This is a genomic window from Symbiopectobacterium sp. (genome assembly GCF_047692315.1).
Classification (GTDB): domain Bacteria; phylum Pseudomonadota; class Gammaproteobacteria; order Enterobacterales; family Enterobacteriaceae; genus Symbiopectobacterium.
In genome coordinates this window covers 30,301-57,021 of sequence record NZ_JBLLJS010000010.1, presented here as the reverse complement: position 1 = coordinate 57,021, position 26,721 = coordinate 30,301, and the positions used below count along the sequence as shown (strand labels likewise).

Annotated in this window: 16 protein-coding genes and 12 pseudogenes; 10 read left to right on the top strand and 18 right to left on the bottom strand. The window is 54.1% G+C overall.

What is annotated here, in order from left to right:
* Positions 1-100: 100 nt before the first annotated feature.
* The 3 genes and pseudogenes from phsC to ACMZI0_RS03360 form a co-directional block, all read right to left on the bottom strand.
* A complete protein-coding gene (gene phsC, locus ACMZI0_RS03370; RefSeq protein ID WP_415671942.1) occupies positions 101-886 on the bottom strand; it encodes a thiosulfate reductase cytochrome B subunit in 786 nt (261 codons plus the stop codon).
* Positions 883-1,553: pseudogene (locus ACMZI0_RS03365) on the bottom strand (4Fe-4S dicluster domain-containing protein). The gene phsC and the pseudogene ACMZI0_RS03365 overlap by 4 nt, the downstream one beginning before the upstream one ends.
* 60 nt (positions 1,554-1,613) lie before the next feature.
* Positions 1,614-1,937 (bottom strand): hypothetical protein, encoded by a 324-nt coding sequence (locus ACMZI0_RS03360; protein WP_415671941.1) that lies wholly within the window; start codon positions 1,935-1,937, stop codon positions 1,614-1,616.
* A gap of 231 nt (positions 1,938-2,168) precedes the next feature.
* On the opposite strand from ACMZI0_RS03360, the gene ACMZI0_RS03355 reads away from it, so the two are divergent.
* On the top strand, positions 2,169-2,339 hold the full coding sequence (locus ACMZI0_RS03355) for a hypothetical protein (protein ID WP_415671940.1): 171 nt from the start codon (positions 2,169-2,171) through the stop codon (positions 2,337-2,339).
* Between the two features lie 14 nt (positions 2,340-2,353).
* On the opposite strand, the pseudogene ACMZI0_RS03350 reads toward ACMZI0_RS03355, so the two are convergent.
* From ACMZI0_RS03350 to ACMZI0_RS03310, 9 genes and pseudogenes are all read right to left on the bottom strand, one after another.
* Positions 2,354-4,452: pseudogene (locus ACMZI0_RS03350) on the bottom strand (aldehyde ferredoxin oxidoreductase).
* A gap of 60 nt (positions 4,453-4,512) precedes the next feature.
* Complete coding sequence (locus ACMZI0_RS03345; protein WP_319802425.1) at positions 4,513-5,142, bottom strand: ferredoxin-like protein; 630 nt, start codon at positions 5,140-5,142, stop codon at positions 4,513-4,515.
* Between the two features lie 714 nt (positions 5,143-5,856).
* The gene (gene glpD / locus ACMZI0_RS03340; protein ID WP_415671939.1) at positions 5,857-7,356 is read right to left on the bottom strand and encodes a glycerol-3-phosphate dehydrogenase; all 1,500 of its coding nucleotides are present in this window, start codon (positions 7,354-7,356) and stop codon (positions 5,857-5,859) included.
* A 233-nt stretch (positions 7,357-7,589) separates the two neighbouring features.
* A pseudogene (locus tag ACMZI0_RS03335) lies at positions 7,590-8,280 on the bottom strand (L-ribulose-5-phosphate 4-epimerase).
* Positions 8,277-9,136 (bottom strand): annotated as a pseudogene (locus ACMZI0_RS03330) (L-ribulose-5-phosphate 3-epimerase). Before ACMZI0_RS03330 ends, ACMZI0_RS03335 begins: the two co-directional pseudogenes overlap by 4 nt.
* A 10-nt stretch (positions 9,137-9,146) precedes the next feature.
* Positions 9,147-9,800 (bottom strand): 3-keto-L-gulonate-6-phosphate decarboxylase UlaD, encoded by a 654-nt coding sequence (locus tag ACMZI0_RS03325; protein ID WP_415671938.1) that lies wholly within the window; start codon positions 9,798-9,800, stop codon positions 9,147-9,149.
* A 10-nt stretch (positions 9,801-9,810) separates the two neighbouring features.
* Positions 9,811-10,281, bottom strand: a complete 471-nt coding sequence (gene ulaC / locus ACMZI0_RS03320) for a PTS ascorbate transporter subunit IIA (protein WP_415671937.1) — start codon at positions 10,279-10,281, stop codon at positions 9,811-9,813.
* A gap of 9 nt (positions 10,282-10,290) precedes the next feature.
* Positions 10,291-10,615 (bottom strand): annotated as a pseudogene (ulaB, locus tag ACMZI0_RS03315) (PTS ascorbate transporter subunit IIB).
* A gap of 16 nt (positions 10,616-10,631) precedes the next feature.
* A pseudogene (locus tag ACMZI0_RS03310) lies at positions 10,632-11,842 on the bottom strand (PTS transporter subunit IIC); the annotation flags it as partial.
* 354 nt (positions 11,843-12,196) lie between these two features.
* Here ACMZI0_RS03310 and ulaG point away from each other — a divergent pair.
* Positions 12,197-13,286, top strand: a pseudogene (ulaG, locus tag ACMZI0_RS03305) (L-ascorbate 6-phosphate lactonase).
* A gap of 222 nt (positions 13,287-13,508) precedes the next feature.
* Positions 13,509-14,171 (top strand): annotated as a pseudogene (gene ulaR, locus ACMZI0_RS03300) (HTH-type transcriptional regulator UlaR); the annotation flags it as partial.
* Positions 14,172-14,495: 324 nt separating this feature from the next.
* On the opposite strand, the gene ACMZI0_RS03295 reads toward ulaR, so the two are convergent.
* A complete protein-coding gene (locus ACMZI0_RS03295) occupies positions 14,496-14,768 on the bottom strand; it encodes a hypothetical protein (protein WP_415671936.1) in 273 nt (90 codons plus the stop codon).
* A gap of 111 nt (positions 14,769-14,879) precedes the next feature.
* Here ACMZI0_RS03295 and glpE point away from each other — a divergent pair, with 111 nt between their 5' ends.
* Positions 14,880-15,212: a thiosulfate sulfurtransferase GlpE gene (gene glpE, locus ACMZI0_RS03290; RefSeq protein ID WP_415671935.1), complete on the top strand. Its 333-nt coding sequence runs from the start codon at positions 14,880-14,882 to the stop codon at positions 15,210-15,212.
* Positions 15,213-15,254: 42 nt separating this feature from the next.
* Here the strand turns inward: glpE and ACMZI0_RS03285 are convergent, their stop codons facing one another.
* The 3 genes and pseudogenes from ACMZI0_RS03285 to rbsK form a co-directional block, all read right to left on the bottom strand.
* Positions 15,255-16,496, bottom strand: coding sequence for an MFS transporter (locus ACMZI0_RS03285; RefSeq protein WP_415671934.1), 1,242 nt, complete (start codon positions 16,494-16,496; stop codon positions 15,255-15,257).
* Positions 16,497-16,753: 257 nt separating this feature from the next.
* Positions 16,754-17,664: pseudogene (locus tag ACMZI0_RS03280) on the bottom strand (dihydrodipicolinate synthase family protein).
* 95 nt (positions 17,665-17,759) lie between these two features.
* Positions 17,760-18,940 (bottom strand): annotated as a pseudogene (rbsK, locus tag ACMZI0_RS03275) (ribokinase).
* Between the two features lie 247 nt (positions 18,941-19,187).
* Here rbsK and glpG point away from each other — a divergent pair.
* From glpG to malQ, 5 genes and pseudogenes are all read left to right on the top strand, one after another.
* Positions 19,188-20,015, top strand: coding sequence for a rhomboid family intramembrane serine protease GlpG (glpG, locus tag ACMZI0_RS03270; RefSeq protein WP_415671933.1), 828 nt, complete (start codon positions 19,188-19,190; stop codon positions 20,013-20,015).
* A 94-nt stretch (positions 20,016-20,109) separates the two neighbouring features.
* Positions 20,110-20,859 carry a DeoR/GlpR family transcriptional regulator gene (locus ACMZI0_RS03265; RefSeq protein ID WP_415671932.1) on the top strand — a complete coding sequence of 250 codons (750 nt, stop codon included), beginning with the start codon at positions 20,110-20,112 and terminating at the stop codon, positions 20,857-20,859.
* Positions 20,860-20,880: 21 nt separating this feature from the next.
* Complete coding sequence (locus tag ACMZI0_RS03260; protein WP_415671931.1) at positions 20,881-21,231, top strand: hypothetical protein; 351 nt, start codon at positions 20,881-20,883, stop codon at positions 21,229-21,231.
* Positions 21,179-22,497: pseudogene (gene glgP / locus ACMZI0_RS03255) on the top strand (glycogen/starch/alpha-glucan family phosphorylase); the annotation flags it as partial. The gene ACMZI0_RS03260 and the pseudogene glgP, both read left to right, overlap by 53 nt.
* 10 nt (positions 22,498-22,507) lie before the next feature.
* A pseudogene (malQ, locus tag ACMZI0_RS03250) lies at positions 22,508-24,417 on the top strand (4-alpha-glucanotransferase).
* 52 nt (positions 24,418-24,469) lie between these two features.
* Here malQ and nfuA read toward each other — a convergent pair.
* Together nfuA and gntX are read right to left on the bottom strand one after the other, a co-directional pair.
* Entirely contained in the window at positions 24,470-25,045 is a 576-nt protein-coding gene (gene nfuA / locus ACMZI0_RS03245) for a Fe-S biogenesis protein NfuA (RefSeq protein WP_415671930.1), read from the bottom strand.
* A gap of 117 nt (positions 25,046-25,162) precedes the next feature.
* Positions 25,163-25,861 carry a DNA utilization protein GntX gene (gene gntX / locus ACMZI0_RS03240; protein WP_415671929.1) on the bottom strand — a complete coding sequence of 233 codons (699 nt, stop codon included), beginning with the start codon at positions 25,859-25,861 and terminating at the stop codon, positions 25,163-25,165.
* 46 nt (positions 25,862-25,907) lie between these two features.
* Here gntX and bioH point away from each other — a divergent pair, with 46 nt between their 5' ends.
* Positions 25,908-26,678, top strand: a complete 771-nt coding sequence (bioH, locus tag ACMZI0_RS03235; RefSeq protein ID WP_415671928.1) for a pimeloyl-ACP methyl ester esterase BioH — start codon at positions 25,908-25,910, stop codon at positions 26,676-26,678.
* Positions 26,679-26,721 lie beyond the last annotated feature (43 nt).

Below are 26,721 nucleotides of genomic sequence, written 5' to 3'. Positions count from 1 at the left end.
ATAGCTGCCGCCCTCTGGAAAACGCCGCAGGAACCAGCGATACAGGGCGCGGCTTACGTGCAGCGCGCGCAACTGTTCACGCGTGATATGGGGTTCTCCGTTAGTGCCTGTGGTAGCCATCAACCATACTGCGGAAGGTCTGGGTCGGCGTGCGCCCTGTGGTGCAAAGATAGAGATGTCCACAGATAAAGAACACGCTGAGTACCGCCAGCATAAAATGCACTGGTAGCAGCCAGGCTTTCACCAATATCCATCCGGCGGGCAGCCATAGCGGGTTATGCAACAATACCCCAGAGAGCAGCAGTAGCGGCACCAGACTATACATCACCCCGAGATAAGCCACCTTCTGTAGCGGGTTGAACTTGGCGTGCGGCGTGGCCGGGAACGGATGGTCTTCACCTTTGATAATGCCGTAGAGATAAAAGCGCACTTGCAGGAAGGCGCGCTGGCCCCATCCCTGTCGCTCGATAACGTAATGATGCCCATTACCGCCCAGTGCGTTAATCAGCACAAACGCCAGCCAGCACACCAGCAACAAATAGCCACACAGGCTGTGCAGTGAAACCAGCAGCGCGGTATCGTGCGATCCGAGCAGCGCAAAGTGGTTGATGAAACCGCTCGCCAGCAACAGGATAAACAGCAGCGCATTACTCCAGTGCCACAAGCGTACCGTACGCGAGTAAAGATAAACCTTCTCCTCGTGTCCGGCGGCATGCGGTGCGGCGAAGCGGTAACGCAGGAAACCGTGCAGCGCTAACACGCCCAGCATGCCGACAAACGCCACGCCGGCCAAAATCAGCCAGATAGGCCAATAGTCGGGCGTGTAGAGATAAACATATTGATACAGCTGGGACTGAAATTGCTCAGCGTTAGGCATGATATTCATACGTTCACCTTCTTCACTTCATGGGGCCCCGGGCGTCGATAGAGGTGCGGTTTACCTACCTTCGGCAACTGATACACATAGTAGTCGTGTGTTTTCAGCCAGTTCTGCACCACTTCGCTGTCTTCCCGCCCGAAGATCAGGGCATTTTGCGGGCAGGCGCTGACGCAAATGGGTGGGAACCCTTTCATCAGGCGCGATTCCAGACAGAAGTCGCGTTTGTCCGCCACATGGGTAACAGGATTTAGGTAGCGCACCTGATACGGGCAAGCGGAGATACAGTAGCTGCACCCAATGCATTTGGGCTTATCCACCCGCACGATACCGTTGCTTTTATCGCGGTAGGACGCACCCGTCGGGCAGACGGTAATGCAAGGGGCATCTTCGCACTGCTGGCAAGAGTGACGGAAAAAGTGATAGGTATTACCGGATTCAGGCGGCGTCATCGCAATGTGCGCAATGCTCATGCGCGCCGCGCCGGTAGGTACCTTATTGACCTTATGACAGGCAACGGTACAGATATTACAGCCGTTACACTTCACTTCATCATGGATCATGGCATAGCGCACGGGGGCGCCTTTTTCCGCTTTACCCAATGCCGAGAAAACCGGTGCGCTGAAAAAATCACCGACCCCATGCCGAGGACAAATTTACGGCGTGAGCATGTCATCTTCCATGCCTCCCAGAAAGTACGTTATTCATTGTGATCCACGCATACCGGGCGCGCGGGCTAGGGGTTCTCATATTGTTCCACCTCAATCCATTCACAGAGCCCTTGGGCTTTGCCGACACTCATGTAACGGTCGCTATACAGATAGATGGCACCGTTGGAGGCTTCCACCTGGTGAATATCCTGGTAAGCCTCGGTTTGGGTGAGAAAGCGCAAGATGCTTGCGATCTTGTCGTCATCAAATCCATACGGGTGCAACGCCAACATGCCGGCCTTGAACGGGCGCGGATAGGTTTCACACTCAAAGCGGACGGTTTGCGCCAGCGTAGCGCAGGCGTCCTGTTCGTGCGTGAAGACCAGAATCCGGGCGTAGTTATGGCTCATGTAACGGTCGGAGTAGTAGAAACAGGCGTCCTACTGCGCAATCTCGACGATATCGCTGCCTTGTTCTTCGGCACGAATCTGCATTAGCAGTACATCCAGCTCCTCTTCGGTTAACGCGCAGGGTGGCGCTAACAGCTCGCGTCGATCCACAACCGCACCGTTGGCAGAACAGCCACGCAGGTAATCCTCCAGAACGAGGTAGGGGGGCTTTGGGCTCTTCCTCTACGGGCGGTGTTTCCTGCGCTGGCGGAGCGTCGTGCAGTGCGCCGCTTAACGGCAGCAACAACCTGCGTCGGCGCATATCTGGTGCGTCGCTGTCTGCAACGTCCTGAGCGGCGGCAAGCGCCGCATCCGGCAATCCATCAGGAGGCGCTGTTTCGTTATCCACAACAGTTTTCATGATTGATGCCTTGTTCTCAGGCTGGCAACAGGTTGTGTGCCGCCAAATCGTCTGCTACCTCTTTCAGGTCAAGGCGTTCCAGGGTTGCGCGTGTCGGGCACCCCAGCTCTGGATCCCAACCCATCGCGCTGTAGAACATCGTGAACGATTTCTGCACGTCATCACGATCCATCTTGTCTGTGCCTTCGCTGAACGCTGGCAGTTTGGGATCCTTATCGAACACCCAGTCACAGATCTGATCGTGCTCATGGCGCATGTCCATGGTGTTCATCAGCTTCACGGTGTAGGCGCGGTGTAACGTGAAAATACGTTCTGCCGCCAGGTCGAGGTTGGCTTCGGTGGTATCTTCTCCGGTCACGGCAGCAAAGAATTTCGCCTCCATTGCCAGATCGCCGCGGTAGTTACGGTTTTTGTGCGGTGAGACTGTCATCGGCCATACCCAGTTACACAGCGTCGTGCAGGAAACTTCTAAGCAGTGTCCACTTGGCATAATCAATTTTGTAGCGGTTAATGGGGGGTGTAGCTTTTGGTTTCGTCAAAGGCGTCACCGGAACCAAACAGCTCAGCCGCGATCTCTTTTTGCAGCTTGAGCGGCAGATCGCCGCCAATTAGTTAATGTAGGTGTGGGTCATGGCATCGCGGTTGAACATGCAGTTGACGATGGTTCCCACCTGGGCCGACGCTTCGTTGGCATGGTGCACCGGGAAGCCCATGGGCGACCACAGTTTGTTTTTTGCATAGTTCCAATATTCTGGTCCCAGATTCCAGCGCTCCGCGATGAAATAAGAGCCATCTGACAAATGGCTGAACTCGCCGATACGGTGGGCCAGACGATGGTAGATATCCTTGATGAAGTTCGGATCGCCTTCTTCCATCAGGCTCCAGGGAATGGACTGGTATTCTTCGACGGACAGTACGCGTTTGAACACGCCGTGTGTATGACAGTAAGTGAAGTCACGATGCAACTGACCGTAGTTACACCACAATCCCATATCGTCAAAAATGCTCGGGCCGACCAGATTTCCGACCACGTTGCCATCGCCTTTCTCGGCAATGTCTTTGGGGCCGTTGGGGAAGATGGTGGTGTGTACAAAGTTGGCTACGCAGGTATTGCCGCCGGTGGTCGGGCCGCCAAACTGCTTGGACTGCGGCACGTTAAGTTGCGACATACAGCGGATCGGGCAGGAGTGGCATCCCCCCATTTTCACCGTATATTTTTCCGCTGCCGGCCCCAGATCGAAGGTGGATTTCATGGTGCGGAAACCGACGGTGTTCTGGTTGCCCGGCGGGATTTCACCGGTTTCAATCGGGCCGCCTTCCGCCGCCTGCCAGTACAGGCCTTTGCGCGCGGTCCAGCGTGATTTTGGGTCGGAATATTCGGCCCATGCCTGCGGCGTGCTCGGCACAACGTGGTTGTTGTTGGCGCCGATGAGCTGCGTCATCATGTATTCGTTCAGCGCTTTAAGCTCTTCACGGTTAGCAACGTTAACGCCGTGACTGCCCCAAACGGCGATGGCCTTCAGGTTTTTGGAACCGAGCACTGCGCCTACGCCTGCGCCGCCGCTGTGGTTGCGGCTGTTAAGAAAGAATGCCGGAGAGCGGCACCAGATTTTCACCCGCCGGGCCGATAGCCGCCACGCAGGTTTCTTCACTAGTCGCACGGCAGATCTCTTCGGTGGTGGCATGTGTCCCTTTTCCCCACAGAAAAGCAGCATTTTCAATTTTTACTTCGTCGTTCTGAATATTAATCCAGACCGGTTTTGCCGCCTTGCCTTCAATAATAATGGCGTCGTAGCCAGCATATTTCATGTAGGCAGCAAAGAACCCACCCATATGGGCATCAACAACCAGATGACCCCGGGTAAAGGTAGACAGCGAGGTAATATTGGCGCGTGAACTGCAAGGTACGCCGGAACCGGTCAGTGGTCCGACGGCGAAAACAACTTTATTGGCCTCATCAAAAGGTTTTGTTCCGGCTGGCACCTCGTCGTACATAATTTTATAGCCAAAGCCCATTCCGCCAACCATTTTTTTATATTGGCTGGAATCCTCTTTGCTGATGGTGTCGGTGCTCAAGTTGATACGTAATATATTACCTGTCCAACCGTTAATCATAATTTTTCTTCCTGCGTGTGAAACGCCGCGTGAATAAGGGGATAACGCCCGTTGCCGTTATCAGACGGTAATCTCTTTCCACTCGATAATGGATAATGCCCCGGTCGGGCAAGCCGTCGCGCATTCACCGCACAGAATGCATTTGCCCGATTTTTTAGTCTGCGGATTAACGGTTGCCATCATCCAGGGGCAGGCCGTAGTACAGGCGGCGCAGCCGATGCAACGTTTGGTGTCCACGGCGATGCTGCCGTGCTCTTCATTGAAGGCGATAGCCTTGATGGGACAGGCTTTCATGCATTCGGGATCTTTACACTGCCGACAGGTGTCAGTGGTGAAATTAAGATCGCCATACAAGCCGCCGCCGGAGCCCAGGCCACCGTCGCCGTAATAGAAATGGCGATGGATTTTGACACGTGAGAAATAGGAGCCAACGCTACCGTCATTGAAAGATGTGCAGGCAGTTTCGCAGCGGTGACACCCGGTGCAGCGGGCGCGGTTTGTCACCAGCACGCCTTTGGGGGTTGTCGTCAGCCCGATAACGCCGCTATCAATCTGTTCCTGTCGGCATCCCAACAGTGAAAGCAGTGCTGGCGCAATAGTGATCCCTGCCAGGCCTTTGCCTGAAATACGCAGGAATTCGAGTCTTGTTAGTCCCAGATCCAATAAAGGACGCTCAACCTGATTAGGCATTTAATTTTCATCCTCCTCATACCCGAATACATGAGCACGGGAATCAACGCAGTACAAAACACGCAACAAGGCGGCGAGAAATAACGTGACAGTAAACACTAGTCGTTGTGTGAAATAGTTAATAACGATATCTCGTCACAACTGCTTATTACCCGCGTCTATTTTGCGAACTGACTTACGATGCAATGTTGAATAGGACGGAGTTCATGGTTTGCCATCAGCGCTAATAATATAGTACTTGATATGCAATTTATTACTCCGTTAATCATTAATAAGGATGGGTATTTTATTGTATTTATTCTGTGAGCTATATCGTAGAAAATAAATAACTATTTATTTTTTGTTGTTATTGATTATTATTCTTATTTACATTCTGTCAGATATATATTTGATTCATCGCTTTTCTTCATATGATAAATATATTCCCCCGATTTCAAATTCTCTTAACAAAATAAATAACATTGTGCGCAATGTTTATTAGCATTCGTTTATTATTTACTGTTACTTCCTGTGTTTATTCTTTGGTGTGCATTCTTTTTTGATTTGAGTGTGGGAGGTGTTATTGGAGTGAGTCAGGTAAAAAATGACTCTCGCCGTTATTTGTCGGGAAAAAAAACGCGATAAACCGGGAAATGTTATCATTTTTTGCGTATAAAAAACGAACAGGTTACCTTTCGGCAACCTGTTCGTTGGAGGAGAAGTCTGGCAGGAAAATTATTCCGCTGTGGCCTTCGGTTGGAGATAGGCGTTTAGCCAGTCAGCGACACGCTGTTTTTGTTCATCATTCAGCCACATGCCCAGCTTGGTGCGACGCCAGATGGCATCCTCCACGCTGACTACCCACTCTTTATCGGCCAGATAGCGCAACTCTGCTTCGTACAGATCGTGTCCGAAGTTTTCGCCAAGATCGTGAATGCCACTGGCGTTAGTCAGGATCAGTTCGCTGTTGGAACCGTAGGTGCGGGCATAGCGACGCGCCAGCGATTCCGGCAGATTGAAACGACGGCGCAGCGCAGCGGCGTATTCGTTGCGCGTACCGGCCAGATCGCCACCGGGCAGCACTGCGTTTTGTGTCCAGGCCTGACCGCTATGAGGATAGTATTTTGCCAGCTTCTCCATCGCATGTTCTGCCAGCTTGCGGTAGGTGGTCAGCTTGCCGCCAAACACCGACAGCAGAGGGGCTTTACCGTGCTCATCCGCCACTGACAGCGTGTAATCACGGGTAATTGCCTGCGGAGAATCAGACTCATCATCGCACAGCGGACGCACGCCGGAATAGGTCCATACGATATCGTCTCGCGTCAGCGTCTTTTTGAAGTGATCGTTGTAGACATCCAACAAGTAAGCAATTTCTTTGTCGTCGATTTTCACTTCATGCGGATCGCCGTGGTATTCCACATCGGTAGTGCCGATGATCGAAAACTCATCCTGCCACGGAATCACAAACACGATACGGTTATCTTTGTTTTGCAGAATGTAGGCCTGCGGCTCATCCTGTACGCGGGGCACAACAATGTGGCTGCCTTTGATCAGGCGGATCCCGTAAGGGGATTTCAGTTCCAGCCCATGATCGAAAAACTCTTTCACCCAAGGGCCAGTGGCGTTGACCAGTCCTTTTGCCTGCCAGGTGTGGGTTTCGCCCGTCACGCTGTCGACAGCATCAATGATCCACAGATCCCCTTCACGGCGGGCGCGGGTCACTTTGGTACGGGTGCGCACTTCGCCACCGCGTTTAACCACTTCCTGCGCGTTCAGAACCACCAGACGCGCATCATCCACCCAGCAGTCGGAATATTCGAAACCGCGCGTTAGTTCGGGTTTCAGCACCGAGTCTTTGCTGAATTTCAGGCCGTGGCTGGCGGGCAGGCTGACGCGTTTGCCCAGATTATCGTACATAAACAACCCGATACGGATCATCCAGGCAGGACGCAGGTGCGGTTGATGGGGTAAGCAGAAACGCATCGGGAAGATGATGTGCGGTGCCATCTTCAGCAATTTTTCACGCTCGGAGAGCGCTTCGCTCACCAAACGAAACTCATAATGTTCCAGGTAGCGCAGGCCACCGTGGATCAATTTTGAACTGGCAGAGGAGGTGGCGCTGGCCAGATCCTGCGCTTCCAACAGCAGCACAGACAAGCCACGGCCCGCGGCATCGGCAGCAATGCCTGCGCCGTTGATGCCCCCACCGATTACGATAAGGTCTTTGGTTTCCACGCGTTCTCCTCCGTGTCCAAAAAAAGGTCAAAATGTTCGTTTTCGAGCATTATAATAATTGAAAACAAACACCACAGCCAAGGATTAACCAAATAAAAACATTTAGGCGTGATGCAGGTAACATATTGTTGAAGATTGTCATATAAAGTATAGGGGATTGGTGCGAGGAAGGACGCGTAATTGGTGGAGAATACGGTCATTTCTCGCGTTGGCGAGAAATGACCGTCAAAGCGTTATTGTTGCCCGTAGTAGGCGTTTGGGCCGTGTTTGCGATTAAAGTGCTTGTGCTGTAATGCGCTGTCGAGCGGGCGCAAATGAGGGTTCAGGGTACAGGCCAGCCAGGCCATTCGTGCCAGCTCTTCCAGCACCACCGCATTATGCACCGCTTCTTCCGCGTCTTTGCCCCAGCAGAACGGCCCATGCTGGTAGGCAATAATACCGGGGGCGTGCAGCGGATTGGTCTCTCCCAGCGTTTGGGCAATGACTACACCGGTATTTTTTTCGTACTCATGTTCCACTTCTTGCGCCGACAGAGGCCGCGTGCAGGGAATGTCGCCAAAAAAATAATCAGCGTGCGTGTGTCGAGCGCTGGAATTGCTAACTCTGCTTGCGCCCAGGCGGTCGCGTGGGTGGAGTGGGTGTGCACAATGCCCCCCATTTGTGCGGGTAGCGGCGATACAGCTCCAGGTGGGTGGGCGTATCCGAGGAAGGACGATAACGCCCTTCTACAAGATTGCCCTGTAAATCGACCACCACCATATCTTCGGCTTGCATGATCTCATAGGCAACTCCGCTGGGCTTGATGACCATCAGACCGCGTTCGCGGTCAATCGCACTTACATTCCCCCAGGTGTAGGTCACCAGACCGTGCTGAGGCAGGGCCATGTTGGCTTCAAACACGCGTTGTTTCAATTGCGCTGTCATGCCGCTTCCTCCACGTGCAGGCCGGCGCGTTCCATGCGCTGTTTCACCCAGTCGCGCGCGGCGATCACTTCCTTGATGGGGTCGGGGCATTCTCGCTCCACATTTCAATCAGATAAGGACCGCGGTAACCGTTCTCTTTCAGGGTGGCAAAGCAACGTTCGAAATCCACTACGCCAGTGCCAAAGGGCACGTTTTTGAATACGCTGAGACGGGTATCTTTGACGTGCACCGCGACGATATGGCCTTGGCCCGCACGTAGTTCCATTTGCACATCGTTATCCCAGGCTGAAAGGTTGCCGATATCGGGATAGAGCTGAAACCACGGGTTGTTCAGGTAGTTGGCGTAGCCCAGCGCTTTGCTGATCGAGTTCATCAGTGGATAATCCATGATCTCCATAGCCAGTGTGACCTGCGCACAGCTCGCCATTTCCACTGCTTGTTGCAGGCCGTCGCGAAAACGTTCACGCGTGATCTCATTCGCCTCCTGATAATAGACGTCGTAACCGGCCAATTGAATCACCCGTATACCGACATCCTGCGCCAGCGCAATCGCTTTGTGCATGATGGCGAGCCCTTGATCGCGAATGGCATCATCCTGCGAACCTAGCGGAAAGCGGCGGTGCGCACTCAGGCACATGGAGGGCACCCGGATGCCGGTGGCGGCGATGGCATTGACCAGCGCCAGACGCTGTTCTCGATCCCAATCCAGCCGGGTAAGGCGCTCATCGGTTTCGTCCACTGACATTTCGACGAAATCAAAGCCGAGTTCGCGCGCCAACTGGAGGCGTGCCAGCCAACTTTCACCGGTAGGCAATGCTTTTTCATAGATGCCCAGCGGCACCGCTTTTGTCAGCATATTCCCTCCCTTAACCCCACAATTGGGCGATACGGCGTTTAAACTCACGGGCGGCTTCGACGGGGCTTGCCGCATCACGAATACTGCGACCGGCGATAAAGACATGAATGGGGATGCCCTGAAACAGCGGCAGATCGTCCAGCGCCAGGCCGCCCGTGACTGTCACCTTGAAGCCCATTTCGGCCAGACGTTTGATGGCGCTGATGTCCGTTTCGCTCCAGGCGACGCCTGCGGCCTGAGCATCTCGGCTGCGGTGATACACCACTTGTTGAATGCCTGCCGTGCGCCAGGCTTCTGCCTGCTCCCAGGTCCAGAAGCCGGTCAGTTCGATCTGCACATCGCCCTCGAATTTGCGTGCCATCGCCAGTGCGCCCGCTGCGGTGTTGATATCCGCGCAACAGATCACGGTGACCCAGTCGGCATTGGCTTCAAAACACATGCGTGACAGGATTTTCCCCGCATCGGCAATCTTGGCATCGGCCAGCACAATCTTGTGCGGATACAGCGCTTTCAGATCGCGCACGGCGCGTACCCCTTCGCCTACACACAAAATGGTGCCGACTTCGATAATGTCCACCTCTTCGGCGATCAGGCGGGTGGTGTTGTAGGCATCGGACAGCGTTTGGTTATCCAGCGCAACTTGTAACATCGGTAACTGCGGCATCGGGGACTCCTTATTCCGTCGCGGCCAGTGTGGCGCGATCGATCAGATCCAAAACCTCCTGCTCGGTGCGGCAGGCGCGCAGGCGACCAAAGTTCGCCTCATCTTCAAACAGATTAACGATCTGCATAATGCCTACCTCCTGATGTGCGGTAGCATCCTCGGCGGCCAGCGTAATCAGCAGATCTACCGGATCGTTATCTTCATGGTTGAACGGCAGCGGGGTTTTTAGCGTCACCAGCGCGAAGCCGGTTTTTTTCACTCCTTCCTCCGGGCGGCCATGAGGCATGGCAAGCCCGGGAGCGATAACAAAATAGGGGCCAAAACGTTCGACGCCATCGAGAATCGCCTGGTAGTAACGCGGCTCGACCACGTCGGCGGCCACAAGCAGATCAACGCCGATTTTGACCGCTTCCTGCCAGGTGGCGGCCTCCGCTTGCAGGCGGATTGACTGGTTTTCCAGCAGTGAATCGCGCAGCTTCATAGAAACTCCTTATGCCTTGACGTCCTGAGGGAAGTGGGCATTGATCAACCTCCATCAGCTTGGGACCAGAATCGGCGGCAGAGAGCATATTGCGCACGCCGACGACGTACTTGTTGCCGCTCACGGTAATCTCATCCGCCACGTGGGTTGAGGCGATAATGATGTCCGCGCCGCTCAGCTCTGCTTTATATTCCCCGACGGCACAACTGTTGACGGTGTGTGCCACGCCTTGTTGGGTCAGGAACTGATCCACCTTCATCTTCTTCATCTTCATCTTCATGATCATGGAACTGCCTTGCCCACAGCCGCATACGGCCAGAATCCGAACTGTCATGGTGCTTTCTCCAGAGTCATTGCTCGGTGGTTTGCGCGAGTTGTTTTTCCGCATCTTCTTCAGCACGCAACGTGCGGCTGGCAAAGTACATATAGGCAACAGCGATGAGGATCACTACACCCATAAACCACAGGCCCAGCGTCATGCCTTGCATGAGCGGCGGTGCCAGAATTGACCAGTCCGCCATGCCCATCCAGGCAGACAGTCCGGTGAGTTTTACCGCCCATACGCAGCCAAAAATTTCAATCATCCCCATCACCAGACAAATCTTGAGCGCCGCACGCCAGCCGCCAAAGTGGTTGGCAAACACACCGATAGTGGCGTTGGAGAAGAACATCGGGATAAAGCCTGGGATGATCATGATGGGGGAGCCAATGGCAATCAGAATGCCAACGGCGATCAATTGGCCGATGGTGCCCCACATAAAGCCCCATACCACGGCGTTGGGGGCGAAGCTGTAGATAGCGGCGCAGTCGATTGCCAGCACAGCACCGGGGATTAGACGCTGTGAGATGCCGTTAAAGGCTTCGGACAGCTCGGCAACGAACATGCGCACGCCCTGCACGATGATGAAAATGGCAACGGCGAATTGGAAGCCGGTTTGCAGGATATAGATGGTCCAGTGCGCTTTGCCTGCCATTTGCTGCAAGGTATCGATACCGAACGACAGCAGAATTGCGCCAAAGAACACGGTCATCACGATGGCGGTGGAGACGATGTTGTCATGGAAGATATTCAGCCAGCCGGGCAGCTTCAAATCTTCTACGCTCTCTTCCTTTTTACCCAGATAGGGCGCGAGCTTATAGGCCAGCCAGGAGGCGAACTGCTGCTGGTGGCCGATAGAGAAACCGCAGCCGTCGGTCACTTCCTGTGTAGGCTTGTACATCCTGTTGGAGGTGATTCCCCAATAGAGTGATACCAACACGGCGCTGCACACAATGGTGGTCCACATAGGGTAGCCGAGAATATAATAGAAGAACACCGCGAGCAGACCCAACTGTAGGCATCGCCCGTGCGTTCAATGGTGGCCATCATTGAGGCGTAGGTGTCAGAGATGGCGCCGTTGATGTGGTACACCTCGGACATCTTGGCGACCACGGGTTTGAACGTGCCGGTCAGGATGCTGGACCCTGCCTGTAACAGCATAAAGCCGATGATCGTCTTGATGGTGCCTTTGATGAGTACCGTGGCGCTTTTGCGCAACAACAGGTAGCCGAGAAAGGTCACACCTGCTGATGGGCAGCGACGTTGTGGCTGACATAACCGGGCGTAGGGACTTCAGTAATCACAATTAATTGTATTGAGATTTTTATTGATTGTTTGTGATTAAACTCGCAATTCTCATGGCACTTAAGATCATTCAATAATTGCTGTTTGTTTTTTTGTTTAAAATTAAATTTGTTGTGTTTTTGTTCTTTTGATCTATTTGTTGATCTCAGTTAGAAAATTCATGATTTTTTTTCACTCACAGTGATTGTCAGTGCGATTTAACAGTGATAGATTGGCATTAAATTATCGTTTTTAATCTTTTTATGATTAACTGTGATTTATTTAATTGCCGATTAATGATGAGGTAACGCCATGAGCAAGATAGAAACCATTACCCGCGAATCCTGGAGCCTGAGTACCTTCCCGGAATGGGGAACCTGGCTGAATGAAGAGATCGAACAAGAGCAGGTTGCCGCTGGCACCTTCGCCATGTGGTGGCTGGGCTGCACCGGGATTTGGTTGAAATCGGAAGGTGGGGCCAATATTTGCGTCGATTTCTGGTGCGGCACGGGCAAGCAGCGTCACGGCAATTCATTGATGAAAAATGGGCACCAGATGCAGCGCATGGCGGGTGTGAAGAAACTGCAACCTAACTTGCGCACCACACCGTTTGTGCTGGATCCGTTCGCCATTCGTCAGGTAGATGCCATTTTGGCGACGCACGATCATAACGACCACATTGACGTCAACGTCGCTGCCGCCGTGCTGAAAAATTGCAGTCCGGAGGTTCCCTTTTATTGGTCCGCAGAGCTGTGTGGATCTCTGGGTGGGTTGGGGCGTTCCGCGTGAGCGTTGCATTGTGGTGAAACCGGGGCGGTGATTCGTATTAAAGATATTGAAATCCATGCGTTAGATGCGTTCGATCGCACCGCGTTGATCACTTTGCCCGTGGAGCAAAAGGCCGCGGGCGTGCTACCGGATGGCATGGATCTGCGGGCGGTGAACTACCTGTTTAAAACCCCCGGTAGCAATCTGTATCACAGTGGTGATTCCCACTACTCCAACTACTACGCCAAACATGGCAATGAGTATGTACGCCAAACATGGCAATGAGTATGATATTGACGTGGCGTTGGGCTCTTACGGCGAGAACCCGCGCGGTATTACCGACAAGATGACCAGCGCGGATATTCTGCGTATGGCTGAAGCGCTGAATGCCAAAGTTGTCATTCCGTTCCACCATGATATCGGGTCAAATTTTCAGGCAGATGCGCAAGAGATTCGTGTGCTGTGGGAGATGAAAAAAGACCGTTTGCAGTACGGTTTCAAGCCCTTCATCTGGTAAGTCGGTGGCAAATTTACCTGGCCTGTGGACAAAGACAATTTTGAATACCATTATCCGCGCGGTTTTGATGACTGCTTCACTATGGAACCCGATTTGCCTTTCAAATCTTTCCTGTAATTTGCGATGTAGCGCGCGGCGTAGCAAACACGTCGCGCTATGATGATTGCTGCGCATTTATGATAAATTATGATGTAAACTCTTCACGTCGACGCCATGACGCGCCGCTTCTTGTTACCGGACGACTTATGACTGAATCTCAGCGCCATCATGCCATCATTGATTTTCTGCAACGCCAGGGGCAGCTCACCGTCTCCGATCTGATTCGCCAATTTTGACGTTTCTCCCTCTACCGCGCGACGCGATATCAACAAACTCAATGAATTGGGCAAACTGCGCAAGGTGCGCAATGGGGCCGAGGCCGTTAATCTGCCGCGCCCAGCCTGGACGCCGCTCAATATCTATCAGGCGCAGAATCTGGATGAGAAAATGCGTATCGCGCAGGCGGCGGCTGCGCTGTGCCATCCTGGTGAAAGTGTGGTGATCAACTGTGGTTCAACGGCGTTTTTGTTGGGGCGTGAGATTGTTGGGCGTGATATCCAGGTGATCACCAACTATTTGCCATTGGCCAATTTCCTTATTGAACAAGAGCATGAAAGTGTTGTGATCATGGGAGGGCAGTACAACAAGAGCCAGTCGATCACATTGGCGCCTCAGGAAGGGGATGCAAGCTTGTATGCCGGTCACTGGATGTTTACCAGTGGCAAAGGATTGACGGTGGAAGGGCTGTATAAAACCGATATGCTGACGGCGATGGCCGAGCAGAAGATGCTGAGCTATGTCGGTAAACTGGCGGTGGTGGTAGACAGCAGCAAAATCGGCCAACGTGCGGGCATGCTGTTTAGCCGTGCTGATCAGATTGACGTAGTGATCACTGGGAAACAGGCTGATGCCAGCATTGTTGAGCAACTGCGGGCGCAGAGTGTTGAGGTGATTCTGGTATAACCGTGTAGCGATAGCCTCAATATTCCTGCCGGGGCCGTGAGTGTTTCGTGCGCGCTTACCGACGCCTATTTCTGCAACCGTTGCAGCACGCGCCCGACACGAGGCGCTCAAGCGCCGTCGCCTCGTGGCTCCAGGCTTTTCGCGAGAAATCACGCCGCTGCACGGTGCCTTCGGCCTTCGTGCCCGCAGTTCGGGCCGCCAGTGACGCCCTCCCGGCGCGGCGCTGGCTTTCACGACATCCATGTCGCTCACCCAGTGGTCGCGCCCGCCTCAGCGTGATTCTTTACGCGATCAAAAGACTAAAACCACACACTACAAGGATGACTACTGTGCTAGCGCCTTGGTAATTTTCTCAAAATCCTCAAATGGGCAGAACCCTTTGTCGTTGGTCGGGCGCTCTCTGAGCGTCAGCGTGACGCGCTGCGGTGGATTGGCGCGGTTAAGAGGTGCCAGTGAGGCGAGCTGTTCGGTAGACTGATACACGTATTCCACTTTCAGCAGTGCCTTGTTACTGGCGTTATCGCGCCAGCGTTGAGATACCACCTTGCCGCCGATCGGCGTGGTTTCCAATTGATGCGGCAGATGATACGGCTTCACTCCCAGTGCGGAGAACAGCGACGCGACGTTTGAATCGTGGCCGACCAGGAAAGTAAATTTGCGTGCGCTGTGCCGTAATGCCCTTTTTCTTTGTCCCGAGGTGGTATCCGAATGGAACAGTTTGAGTGTCTTAGCATTGAGCAAGCCCATGAGCGCTGGCAGAAAAGCGGCGTGATGGTGGATATTCGCGATGCGCAAAGTTATGCCACGGGGCATGTGCCTCAGGCGGTGCACCTGACGAATGAAACGCTGTCTGATTTTATGCGTGAGGCGGAGCTGGATCAGCTGGTGATGGTGATGTGCTATCACGGCATTAGCAGCCGCAACGCGGCACAGTATTTGTTGAGCCTGGGGTTTGATGCGGTATATAGCGTGGATGGTGGTTTTGAGGCCTGGCAGCGGGATTTCTCGCAGGATGTGGCGTCAGCGTCTGACAACGCCTGAATTGGCACATCCCGACGCGGTTAAGCGCCGGGATGTGCAAGGTTATTCGGCAACCTGAAGCGGCTTTCTCACAAAGAAGCCGTAGCTGATGGCCCCCAGCATTAACAGGAAGGCACCAAACAAGAAGACGTTGGTGAAGGTGCCAGTGGCGTCAAGAATGATGCCGGTGACGATAGGCGCGCTGGCAGCACCGAGGAACCCACCGAAGTTCTGAATGGCACCAAGTGAAGCCACCTGCGATTTCGGTGCGATATTCGTTGCCAGCGTCCAGATAACGCCTGACAGCATCTGAGAACAGAAATAGCCCAGTGAAAGCAGCGCGATACACAAGGTGGTGTCGTGCACGAAGGGGATCGGTGCCACGAAGCACGCGGCCAGTGCTGTACCGCACACGATAGGGATTTTACGCGCGGTGATGGTGTTGGTGCCGCGACGAATCAGGCGGTCAGAAATCACGCCACCCACCAGCACGCCCATGATCCCGGCAAAGAACGGGATGGAGGCAACCCAGCCGGTTTTCATCAGGCTGAATCCCAACGATCTCTCCAGATAGCTCGGCAGCCAGGTCAGATACACCCAAATGGTGAACATGATGGAGAAGTTCCCCAGGATCATGAACCAGGTGGTTTTGTGTTTGAACAGAGAACCCCAGCTCGCTTTTGGCTGATCGGCTTGCTGTGCTGTCGCGGTTTCCACAACGCCGTGAATTTGTGCATCTTCTGCTGGCGTCGGGTTACGGTACAGCTTCAGCCAGACCAGCAGAATTGGGATGCCCGCCAAACCGATGGCAACAAACATGCCGCGCCAGCCCAATGTCAGCAACAGAATGGTCAGGATCGGCGGTGCAATGGCGTTCGCGATCTGTGAGCCGGTATTGATGATGGCGGTGGGGAGCCCGCGTTCGTTACTGGGGAACCAGCGATGGGTGACGGAGGTAAAAAACGGCGATTCAGAGATACCCAGCAGCATACGCAGGCCGTAGAACATGGAATAGCCATTAACGAAGCCCGCCAGAATCGTGAACCCCGACCACAGGCCGAGCGCCCAGGAAAACATTTTTTTCGTCACGAATTTATCGACCAGCCAGCCTGCGGGCAGGTTGGCAAGCGCATAAGGCCATAGAAAGGCCGAAAGCAGCAAGCCTATCTGGGTCGCGCTAAAACCGAACTCTTTCGAAATAGTGGTGTTGGCGATGCTGAGGTTGGCGCGGTCAAGGTAGTTGACCACGGCGGCGATCAGCAACACCAGGATAATACCCCAACGCAAACGGGATATTTTTTGCATTGGTTGTGCAGTGGCAGCAGGTTGGATAAAGATATTGTCTCTTTCATTTTATTTATTTTCCGTGAGCAGGCTGAGATGAATCTGCGAATAAACGATTCGCCGTGAGTCTGGCTGTAAGGACGGTGATGTAGGATGCAGGGCGTGTTTTTCTTGCGCCCAATCACGTTGGTCACACACGATCATGCTGAGAATCCCCCTGGTTTTATTATTTGTCGTAGCGGGAATCACGAGGTCTTCCCGCTACTTGTTGTTATTTTTTATTGCGCAATTTTTTTCTGATAATGCTCGGTGCCGTGGCGAATCTGGTCGAGGATCACGGTCAATCCCCAGAATTTCTCCAGCACGTCATCCTTGTTCACCCGGCAGTGAATGCTGTCAAAGGTGCCGCGGCGCTGGTGGTAAATCTTGGCATTTTTCGGGTAGCCCAGGGTTTCAGTAACCGCCGCCAGCGACAGGAAATCCGCCAGCTCATCCGCTAACGCCGGGTTTTCCTGATGGTGGTGATAGAGCCACACATAGAGTTCCGGGTGGAAGTTGGTGAATACGCCGCTGAAACCGCGTGAGCCCGCTTTCATCGCCGGGAAGGCGATTGCCGCATTGGTGTTGATGATATTGAGCGGGGTGTCCTGCACCAGCTTGACGCGGCGGGTCACGGTATCCAGATCGCAGCTCACGTCTTTCAACACCACGAAACGGCCCGTGTTGGCGCAATAGGTCAGCTCTTCGTCGCTCAGCAGGAGGCGGTAGGGGGCAGGGCACTCATACAGGCCCAGCGGCAGCGCATCCAGCAGGCTGTTCAGCGTGCTGAAGAACGTTTCACTGCCGGTTTTCTGCGGATCGAGGTGGTTGGTTACCAGCACCAGTGCATCGATACCGGTTTGTGCCAGGCTGACAGCTCTTCGATTTGCGCGCCGAGGTCGTCACTGATGTGACCGGAGGCGATCACCGGCACGCGGCCTTTCACGTGATCCACAACGAAACGCGCCACGGCCACGCGCTCTTCCAGCGTCAGAAATTGCATCTCACTCGACTGGCATACGGCAAACAGCGCATCAACCTTGTTTTCCAGATACCAGTCAATCAGGTTGGCCAGGCCGGGATAGTCTACGTCGTTCTGTTCGGTGAACGGTGTGAGCATGACTGGGATGATACCATCGATTTTTTTCATTTTTTATTTCTCCGAATACAGACAGTGCGGGCGATAACCCGCAGGCATTAACGTTGTGATAAACGCGAGATAACATTTTGATGTTATGACATATTTTAGACGCCTTCTCGCTCAACCGCCAAAGAGGCAAAGGCGGAGGCGTAGGTGGCGGCCTTCACCATGCTTTGTCCATTGGCCAGTGCGGCGGCAAAGGCGCCGTTAAAGGCATCCCCCGCGCCGGTGGTGTCGACACCGAGCGCCGGAAAGGCTGGAATGTGTTGGAACTGGTGGCCGTCATACAGCAGCGCACCGCGTGAGCCCATGGTGATGATGACGCGCTTGGCCCCCATACGCGCGATTTTCAGCGCGGCTTCTTTGGTGCTATCAAAATCCTGAATGTCGATGCCGGATAGCAACGAGGCTTCCGTTTCGTTGGGCGTGATCACGTCCAGATAATCCAGATAATCCAGATAATCCAGATAGGGCAGAATCTCACTCGAGTAAGGTGCCGGGTTTAGGATCACTTTTTTGCCTAGCGCGTGCGCCAGCTTGATGACGTTCAGGGTGGCGAGAAGTTGTTCTCCAACTGAACCAGCAGCACGTCTGACGTGGTCAATTCCGGCGCGATAGCTGCCACTTCGTCATCGGTGATGGTCTGATTAGCACCGGGATAAATGGCGATCATGTTCTCGCCGTTTTGTTGTGAGACATAGATGATGGCGTTGCCCGTTGGCTCGGTGTCGGACTGATACAGCTTGAATGCGTGAATATCCGATGACGAGAGATGGTCGTAGGTAAACTGGCTGGACTGATCGGTACCTACCTTGGTAACAAAATAGACCTGTGAACCCGCCCGGCTGGCGGCCATCGCCTGATTAGCCCCTTTGCCGCCGGGGCCGAGCGCGCTGCTCTGCGCCATGATCGATTCGCCGCCTTTGGGAAAACGTGCCACTTTGGCGACGATATCGACGTTGAACGATCCTAAAATACACACCTTGCCGTTCATCTTGTTTCCTTTCTGTTTGCTGGTTTGATGCCGGGTCTGCTTTTCCAGTCGCTTGAGCAGCACTTCAAAATTTTCACTGCTGGGCGCAATCAGTTCTGACTGCAAACTGCGCCGTACAATAATCGCACCACCGTAGCAACGCTAAATCAGATTCAGGCGCGCCAACTCGTTCAGATCGCTGCGTATCGTCTCTTTGCTCATGGCAAATGCGGTGGCCAGGTAATCAACGCTGGCGCGCTCGTGCCGGGTCAAATAGGCCAGGATTTGATTACGTCTTTCTTCCAGAAACATGGTCACCTCTCTGCTGGATATGAGCCTAAAGGAGCGGCTATGGTTAAAAAGTGACTATTGTCATAGGATAATGGGCAAAACGGAAGTGCGTATGTTGGTGATGTACAAAGGATTGCCGTCGTCATTGGGAGAATTGTGGCGCTGGCGTGAGGGTAAACCGCCTCTTTATCAGAGCAATATTTCAACCCTCTTAATAAAACGATGTGATATTTTTATGGCAAATCAATTTGCTAACGGATAAACCACGATGGCAATTCGCCTAACAGCCTTATCTCAGCCACGCTTGGCGCAGGCGTTTGTCGACTATATGCAAACGCAGAATATTCAGCTGGAACTACGCTTCTCCGGGCAGGAAGTGGAACTCTGGCTGGACGATGAAGCGCGGTTGCCCGAAGTACAGCAGGCGCTTGATGTGTTCATTCAGGATCCGATGCATCCGCGTTATCAGGCCGCCAGTTGGCAAGCAGGATCAACCTCATCGCCTCTGCGCTATGCGCGCTTCTCCTATTTGCAAACGCTACAGCAGCGAGCCGGCCCGCTCACGCTGGGTGTGATGATCACCTGCATTGTCGTCTATCTGTGGATGGTGATATTCGGTAACGATCGCGCCATGATGTGGCTCTCTTACCCGGATGCAGGGCAAAAAGGCCAACTGTGGCGTTGGTTCAGCCACGCTTTCCTGCATTTCTCCTTGCTGCATATTTTGTTTAACCTGATGTGGTGGTGGTATCTCGGTGGGCCGGTAGAGAAAATTCTGGGTACACGCAAGCTGCTGACCTTGGCGCTGCTTTCCGCTGTTGCCAGCGGCTGGATACAATCTTTCTTTAGTGGCATCTATTTCGGTGGCCTGTCCGGCGTGGTGTACGCCTTGATGGGGTATGTCTGGCTATATGGTGAACGCGTGCCATCGGGGCCGCTTTTCATGCAGCGTGGGTTAATGGCCTTCGCATTATTGTGGTTGATCGCCGGATATTTCGATATTTTAGGGCTGAGTATTGCCAATGCCGCGCATGTCGCGGGTCTGGTTATCGGGTTGGCGCTGGCCTTTGGGGATACACAGCAGAAAAAGGCATGATCGCAACCCGTTGAAATTACGGGGTAAGCGCTGCTAGCAGCGAATAGAGGCCTCAATCTGAGGGTTGAGTGGAAACCTGTTTTAGGGGAACAACGTGAGGCAAACACAGCGGCACGACGCCATCATTGAACTGGTGCGTCGGCAGGGATATGTCAGTACCGAAGAGTTGGTAGAACATTTCGCGGTCAGTCCGCAAACGATTCGTCGGGATCTTAACGATCTGGCGGAACAGAACAAGATCCATCGTCACCACGGTGGCGCGGCACTGCCCTCCAGCTCGGTGAATACGGCTTATCACGATCGCAAGATGATGTGGTCAGATGAAAAAGCACGTATTGCACGTAAAGTCGCCAGCCAAATCCCGGATGGTGCTACGCTGTTTATAGATATCGGAACAACGCCAGAAGCGGTGGCCCACGCGTTGTTGCAGCATAAGGATCTGCGTGTCGTCACCAATAACCTGAATGTGGCGACGCTGTTGATGGGAAAAGAAGATTGCAGGCTGATCCTGGCGGGCGGTGAAGTGCGCACGCGAGATGGCGGCATTATGGGTGAAGCGACGCTGGATTTCATTTCTCAGTTTCGTCTGGATTTTGGCATCAGCGGCATTGACATGGATGGCTCCTTACTGGAGTTTGACTACCATGAAGTGCGCACAAAACGGGCAATCATTGAGAATTCCCGCTGTGTCATGCTGGTCACTGACCACTCCAAATTCGGCCGCAATGCGATGGTGAATCTGGGCAATATGGACCTGATCGACTATCTTTTTACCGATCAGCTACCACCACCCAGCGTAATGAAAATCATTGAACAACATAAGGTGCAGTTGGAGTTGTGCTGAGCCAGACGTGCCTTTTTCTGATTGATAAGAGGGGAGAGGCACGATGGGAATGTTGTCATTCAACCACACGCTGTTTACTGCGGCATTGCATCGCCAGCGACAATACTACGCGCGGCGGCGCTGACCGAGCTCAGCGTACAGCAGCTGTGGCATGTCGTCAGCACAGCGCTGTCGGAACAGCTCGCTGCCCACTCGCTTACCCCTCCCGCTACGCCGTCAGGCCGTCATGTTAACTACCTCTCCATGGAATTTTTACCGGGTCGCCTGACGGGCAATAACCTGATTAACCTGGGATGGTACACCGACGTGGCGCAGGCGCTGGCACGACGGGCTGTTCCGCCGTCTGCTGCCGCGTCATTTTGCCTTGATTAACATTATTGATGCGCACTTCAAAGCGCAGGTGGAACAGCAGTGGGGAGCACAGGCGCGACATATCTGGCCGCGCGTGGCCATCCGCTATCAGCATCAGGTGCGCATGGCAAACCTGTGCGTAGTTGTCTGCTTTGCCGTGAACGGCGTGGCAGCGCTGCATTCACGTCTGGTGGTGAGCGATCTGTTTCCTGAATATCATCAACTCTGGCCGCAAAAATTCCATAACGTGACCAACGGCATCACGCCGCGCCGTTGGCTAAAGCAGTGTAATCCGGCGTGCTGGATGAGACCGTAGGAACGGCCTGGACCACCCATTTACCCGCTTTGCGCGCGCTCGAGCCCTACGCCGATGACCGCGCATTTCGGGCGCGTTATCGCGCAATCAAACAGCAAAATAAAGAAAATCTGACAGGTTGGGTGCGCCAACATCAGGATGTAAAACTGGACCCACACGCCCTGTTTGACGTGCAGATCAAACGGTTGCACGAATACAAACGGCAGCACCTCAATTTGCTCCATATTCTTTCACTTTATCGCCAATTGCGCGGTAACCCGCATCTGGATATAGTTCCGCGCGTCTTTTTATTCGGGGCCAAGGCAGCACCGGGATATGTGCTGGCAAAAAACATTATCTACGACATTAACAGCGTAGCGTAGAAGATTAATCTGGATAAGCGTGTCAGAGATCGTTTGCGTATACTGTTTATTCCAGATTATCGTGTGTCTCTGGCTGAGCGAATCATTCCCGCTGCTGATGTGTCGGAGCAAATCTCCACGGCTGGGAAAGAGGCCTCGGGCACCGGGAACATGAAGTTGGCATTAAACGGAGCACTGACAGTAGGAACGCTGGATGGTGCCAATGTGGAAATAGCGCAGGAAGTGGGGGAAGAAAACCTGTTTATTTTCGGGCATACGGTGGATGAGGTTAAGAACTTGCTGGCTCAGGGATACGATCCTCGTGCGGAACTGGCCCGTGCGCCGCAGTTAAAAATGCTGCTGGATGAACTGGGTAGCGGTGCGTTTAGTCACGGTGATAAAACGGCGTTTGCCCCCTTATTGGAGAGTCTGCTGGAAAAGGGCGATCCCTATTTATTGCTGGCAGATTTCGCCCCCTATTGTCAGACGCAGCAGCGTGTGGATGCGCTGTATCGTGAAACGGAGGAATGGACGCGACGGTGTGTGCTGAATATAGCTCGAATGGGGTTGTTCAGTACCGATCGGGCGATTCATGATTATCAGACGCGCATCTGGCACGCGCGCTGTTGAGGAAAGGAAGATGTCATTCAAGGTAGATAACCCGAAGTTCTCGCCTGTCGGCGTCGCCGATACCTATACCGATGCGTACGGTAAGACACACCTCGTCGATGACGAAGTGAAAGCGCAGTTGCTGACCATGATGACGACGGGAGGCAGCGAAAATACGCCGTTGCCCTCTGTTCAGGTATTTCGTCAGGGGACGGCGGCGCTGATCCCTCTTTCGGGCGACGGTGAGTTTGGTTGGACGTTGATGTATGAAAATGGCGGTCAGGTTCAAGGCGCTGTTACGAGGGGCACTGAACTGCCGCTGCCGGATGCCTTGCCACTGGGATATCACGAACTGATACTGACGCGTGGTGAACAGCGCTGGACCTGCCGCGTGATTGTCGCGCCACAGCGTGGTTACGAGCCGGAGCCGTTGAGTTTGGGCAAGCGCTGGTGGGGTGTTAACGTGCAGTTGTATACGCTGCGCTCCCAAGACAACTGGGGGATTGGTGATTTTGGCGATTTGCGCCAACTGGTGGAGCAAGTGGCACGGCGCGGTGGTGCGTTTATCGGGGTGAATCCACTGCATGCGCTTTACCTTGCCGACCCCGAGGCTGCCAGTCCTTACAGCCCCTCATCCCGCCACTGGCTGAATATTATTTATATCAACGTGAACCGCATTGATGATTTTCAGCAGAGCAAAGAAGCACAAGCATGGTGGCGACAGGATGATACGCAGCGCCAGTTAGCGACACTGCGCGCCGGACGCTGGGTGGACTACAGCGGGGTGATGGCGCAAAAATTGGCCGCGCTGCGACTGGCATATGATTATTTCAAGACGCACAGCGTGCTCGATCCGCGCGTCAGCGCATTTCGTCAATTTGTGGTTAGTGGCGGGCAAAGCCTGCAACGGCAAGCTACCCTTGATGCGTTGCAAACCTGGCTTAAGCGCCAGGGGGGAGAACTATAGCGACTGGCAGCAGTGGCCGAAGCGTTATCACGATGTGCATGGCGACGCGGTGAAAGCGTTTCGTCATGAAAACGAGCACGAAATCGCGTTTTACTGCTGGCTGCAATAGGTGGCCAATGAGCAACTGGCCGAATGTTTCGCCCACAGCAAACAACTCGGTATGCATATCGGTTTATATCGTGACATGGCCGTGGGCGTGGCGCAGGGCGGGGCGGAAACCTGGGATGAGCGTCGGCTCTACTGTCTGGACGCCGCCATCGGCGCGCCGCCCGCTCCACTGGGGCCTCAGGGGCAAAACTGGTCACTGCCGCCCATGAATCTGCACGTGATGCAGGCGCAGGGGTATCAGCCGTTTATCGATGTGCTGCGCAGCAACATGGCGCACTGTGGCGCATTACGCATCGACCACGTGATGGGGCTGCTGCGTCTGTGGTGGATCCCCAAAGCCGAGCCCGCCGAGATCGTGGATACGCTGCGTGACAGCGGGGTTTATTCATATAAAGTGCTGTTTTTTGAACAGAATGAGCAGCATCAGTTTCGCGCGCCGCTCGATCACCCGCGCCAGTCCATGGCGACTATCACCACGCACGATCTGCCCACTCTGCGCGGCTTTTGGCAAAACGTGGATCTGTCATTGGGAAGGGAGCTGGGCCTTTATCCTGATGAGCAAACATTGCAGCAGCAGATTGAACAGCGCGATAAGGCGAAACAGGGACTGCTGGATGCACTGCATCAGTACCAGCTATTACCGCAGCGCCTTGCTGGGATTGCAACTGGAGGACTGGCTGGACATGGCGACACCGGTCAATATTCCTGGCACCACGCGTGAATACCCCAACTGGCGGCGTAAACTGAGCAGAACGGTGACATCAATCTTCAGAGATCGCCATCTGGAACGCTTGATTCGCGATCTCGATCTACGGCGTGGTTTGGCATTGGAGCCAGAAGCGGCGAGTAAAACTCGCGGGGCTTGATGAGCAGAGAAGTACTCCCCACGCGGACGTGGGGAGTAAAGCGGTCAGGCGATCAATAGTAGGAATGTTCGCCGCGCTGGTGTTCTGTCAAATCGCGCACGCCTTTCAGCTCAGGGAACTTCTGTAACAGCTCTTTCTCGATCCCTTCTTTCAGCGTGTAATCGACCATCGAACAGCCGTTGCAACCACCGCCGAATTGCAGGATAGCCAAGCCATCATCGGTGATTTCCATCAGCGTAACGCGGCCGCCGTGCCCGGCCAATTGTGGGTTGATCTGGGATTGCAGCACATACTCAACGCGTTCCATCAACGGTGCATCATCGCCTACTTTACGCATTTTCGCGTTCGGGGCTTTTAGCGTCAGTTGCGATCCCAGCTGATCGGTGACGAAGTCGATTTCTGCATCTTCCAGATAGGGGGCACTCAACTCATCCACGTAGGCGGAAAGCTTTTCAAACCTCAGTTCAGTGTCGGTGGCTTCCACCGCATCTGGCGGACAGTAGGAAACACCACACTCAGAGTTGGGCGTGCCGGGATTGATAACGAAGACGCGAATTTGCGTGCCTTCTTCTTGTTTTACCAGCAGTTTGACAAAGTGGTCTTGTGCAGCGTCGGTAATACGGATCATAGTGGGTTAACTCAATAGTTGACTACGCTTATCGGTCACAATACGCCCATCGTGCTGTGAACTCCAATTCATTCACGGCGAATGCCATTTATGGCAACAAAGCGGCGTTGGCGGCGCTCAAGTGTTGAACTGGGTGCGGCACAGGCACCATACTTGAATATGTGCGGCACCTTGCGCCAGTAACACGCGGCAGATCTCTGTCACGGTATTGCCGGTGGTAACCACGTCATCCACTAGCGCAACCCGCAGCCCTGAGAGATTCAGAGCGCATGCAAATGCATGGCGCAGGTTGTTGCGTCGCTCGGCGGCGGAAAGGTGCTGTTGCAGAGGAGTATGGCGTACACGCTTCAGCGCATGAGGGTGATAGCGGCAGCGCAGCCAGCAGGCCAGCGGTTGAGCCAGCAACTCGGTTTGGTTGAAGCCGCGCCGCCAGCGCTGACGGCGGTGCAGCGGCACGGTGAGCAGCACATCGGGTTTCTCAATGCGTTCTGGGGCAAGGCGATAGAGGTGGAGCCAGCGCAGTAACATCTGCCGGGCGAGCACTTGCCCGAGCTCGATGCGACCGTGGAATTTGAACTGTTTCAACAGTATGGTGAACGGTGGGCGGTAGTCGGAGACAAAGGTCAGGCTGTGCCAACGTGGCGGACGATGCAGGCAGCGACCGCAGGGCAACACGGCATTGCCGGAGGGTAATCCGCAGCGCGGGCAGCACATTGGCAGTGCGGGAAGATGACGCTGACAATAGCTGCAAATACCGTGATGGTAATGATAAAGCGGTTGTTGGCATAGCCAGCAGTTGGCACCGATGGTTAACATAGCGGCCTCGCAACAAAATTACGAACGAATGGCAGGAAGATAATCGATGACAACGCTCTATTGGCACACGGAAGGGGAAGGAAAACGCGATCTTGTGCTGTTGCACGGATGGGGACTGAATGCGCAGGTATGGCAAGGCATTGCCGAGCGACTGGCCCTGCATTTTCGGCTGCATCGTGTCGATCTTCCCGGTTATGGACGTAGTCTGGGATATGGGGCGCTGTCGCTCAATGATATGACCGACATTGTACTGGCGCAGGCCCCTGAACAGGCGGTCTGGCTGGGATGGTCGCTGGGCGGACTGGTCGCCAGCCAAGCGGCACTCAGTGCGCCTGCGCGTGTCAGCGCGTTGGTTACCGTCGCCTCTTCTCCCTGCTTTGGTGCTCAAGAGGAATGGCCCGGCGGCATTAAACCTACGGTTTTACAGGGCTTTCAGCAGCAGCTTCGCGAAGATTTTCAGAGCACAGTAGAGCGTTTTCTGGCGTTGCAAACGCTGGGCACGGGCAGCGCGCGTCAGGATGCACGTCTGCTGAAAAGCGTGGTGCTGGAGCAACCAATGCCGAGTATTGAGGTGCTGGACGGGGGATTGGAGATTCTGCGTCAAACCGATTTGTGCCAGGCGATGGCGGCGTTGACGCTGCCGATGCTGCGTATTTACGGTGCGTTGGACGGGTTAGTACCGCGCAAGGTGGCAAGCTTGCTGGATGAACGCTGGCCCGATTCTGACTCGGTGGTGATGGCGCAGGCGGCGCATGCGCCGTTTATTTCTCACCCTGATGCGTTCGCCGCATTGATTCGCACGTTTGCAGAAGCATAACAGCCTGGTTGAAGGCAAGACACATCAGGGACGGAAAAATGTG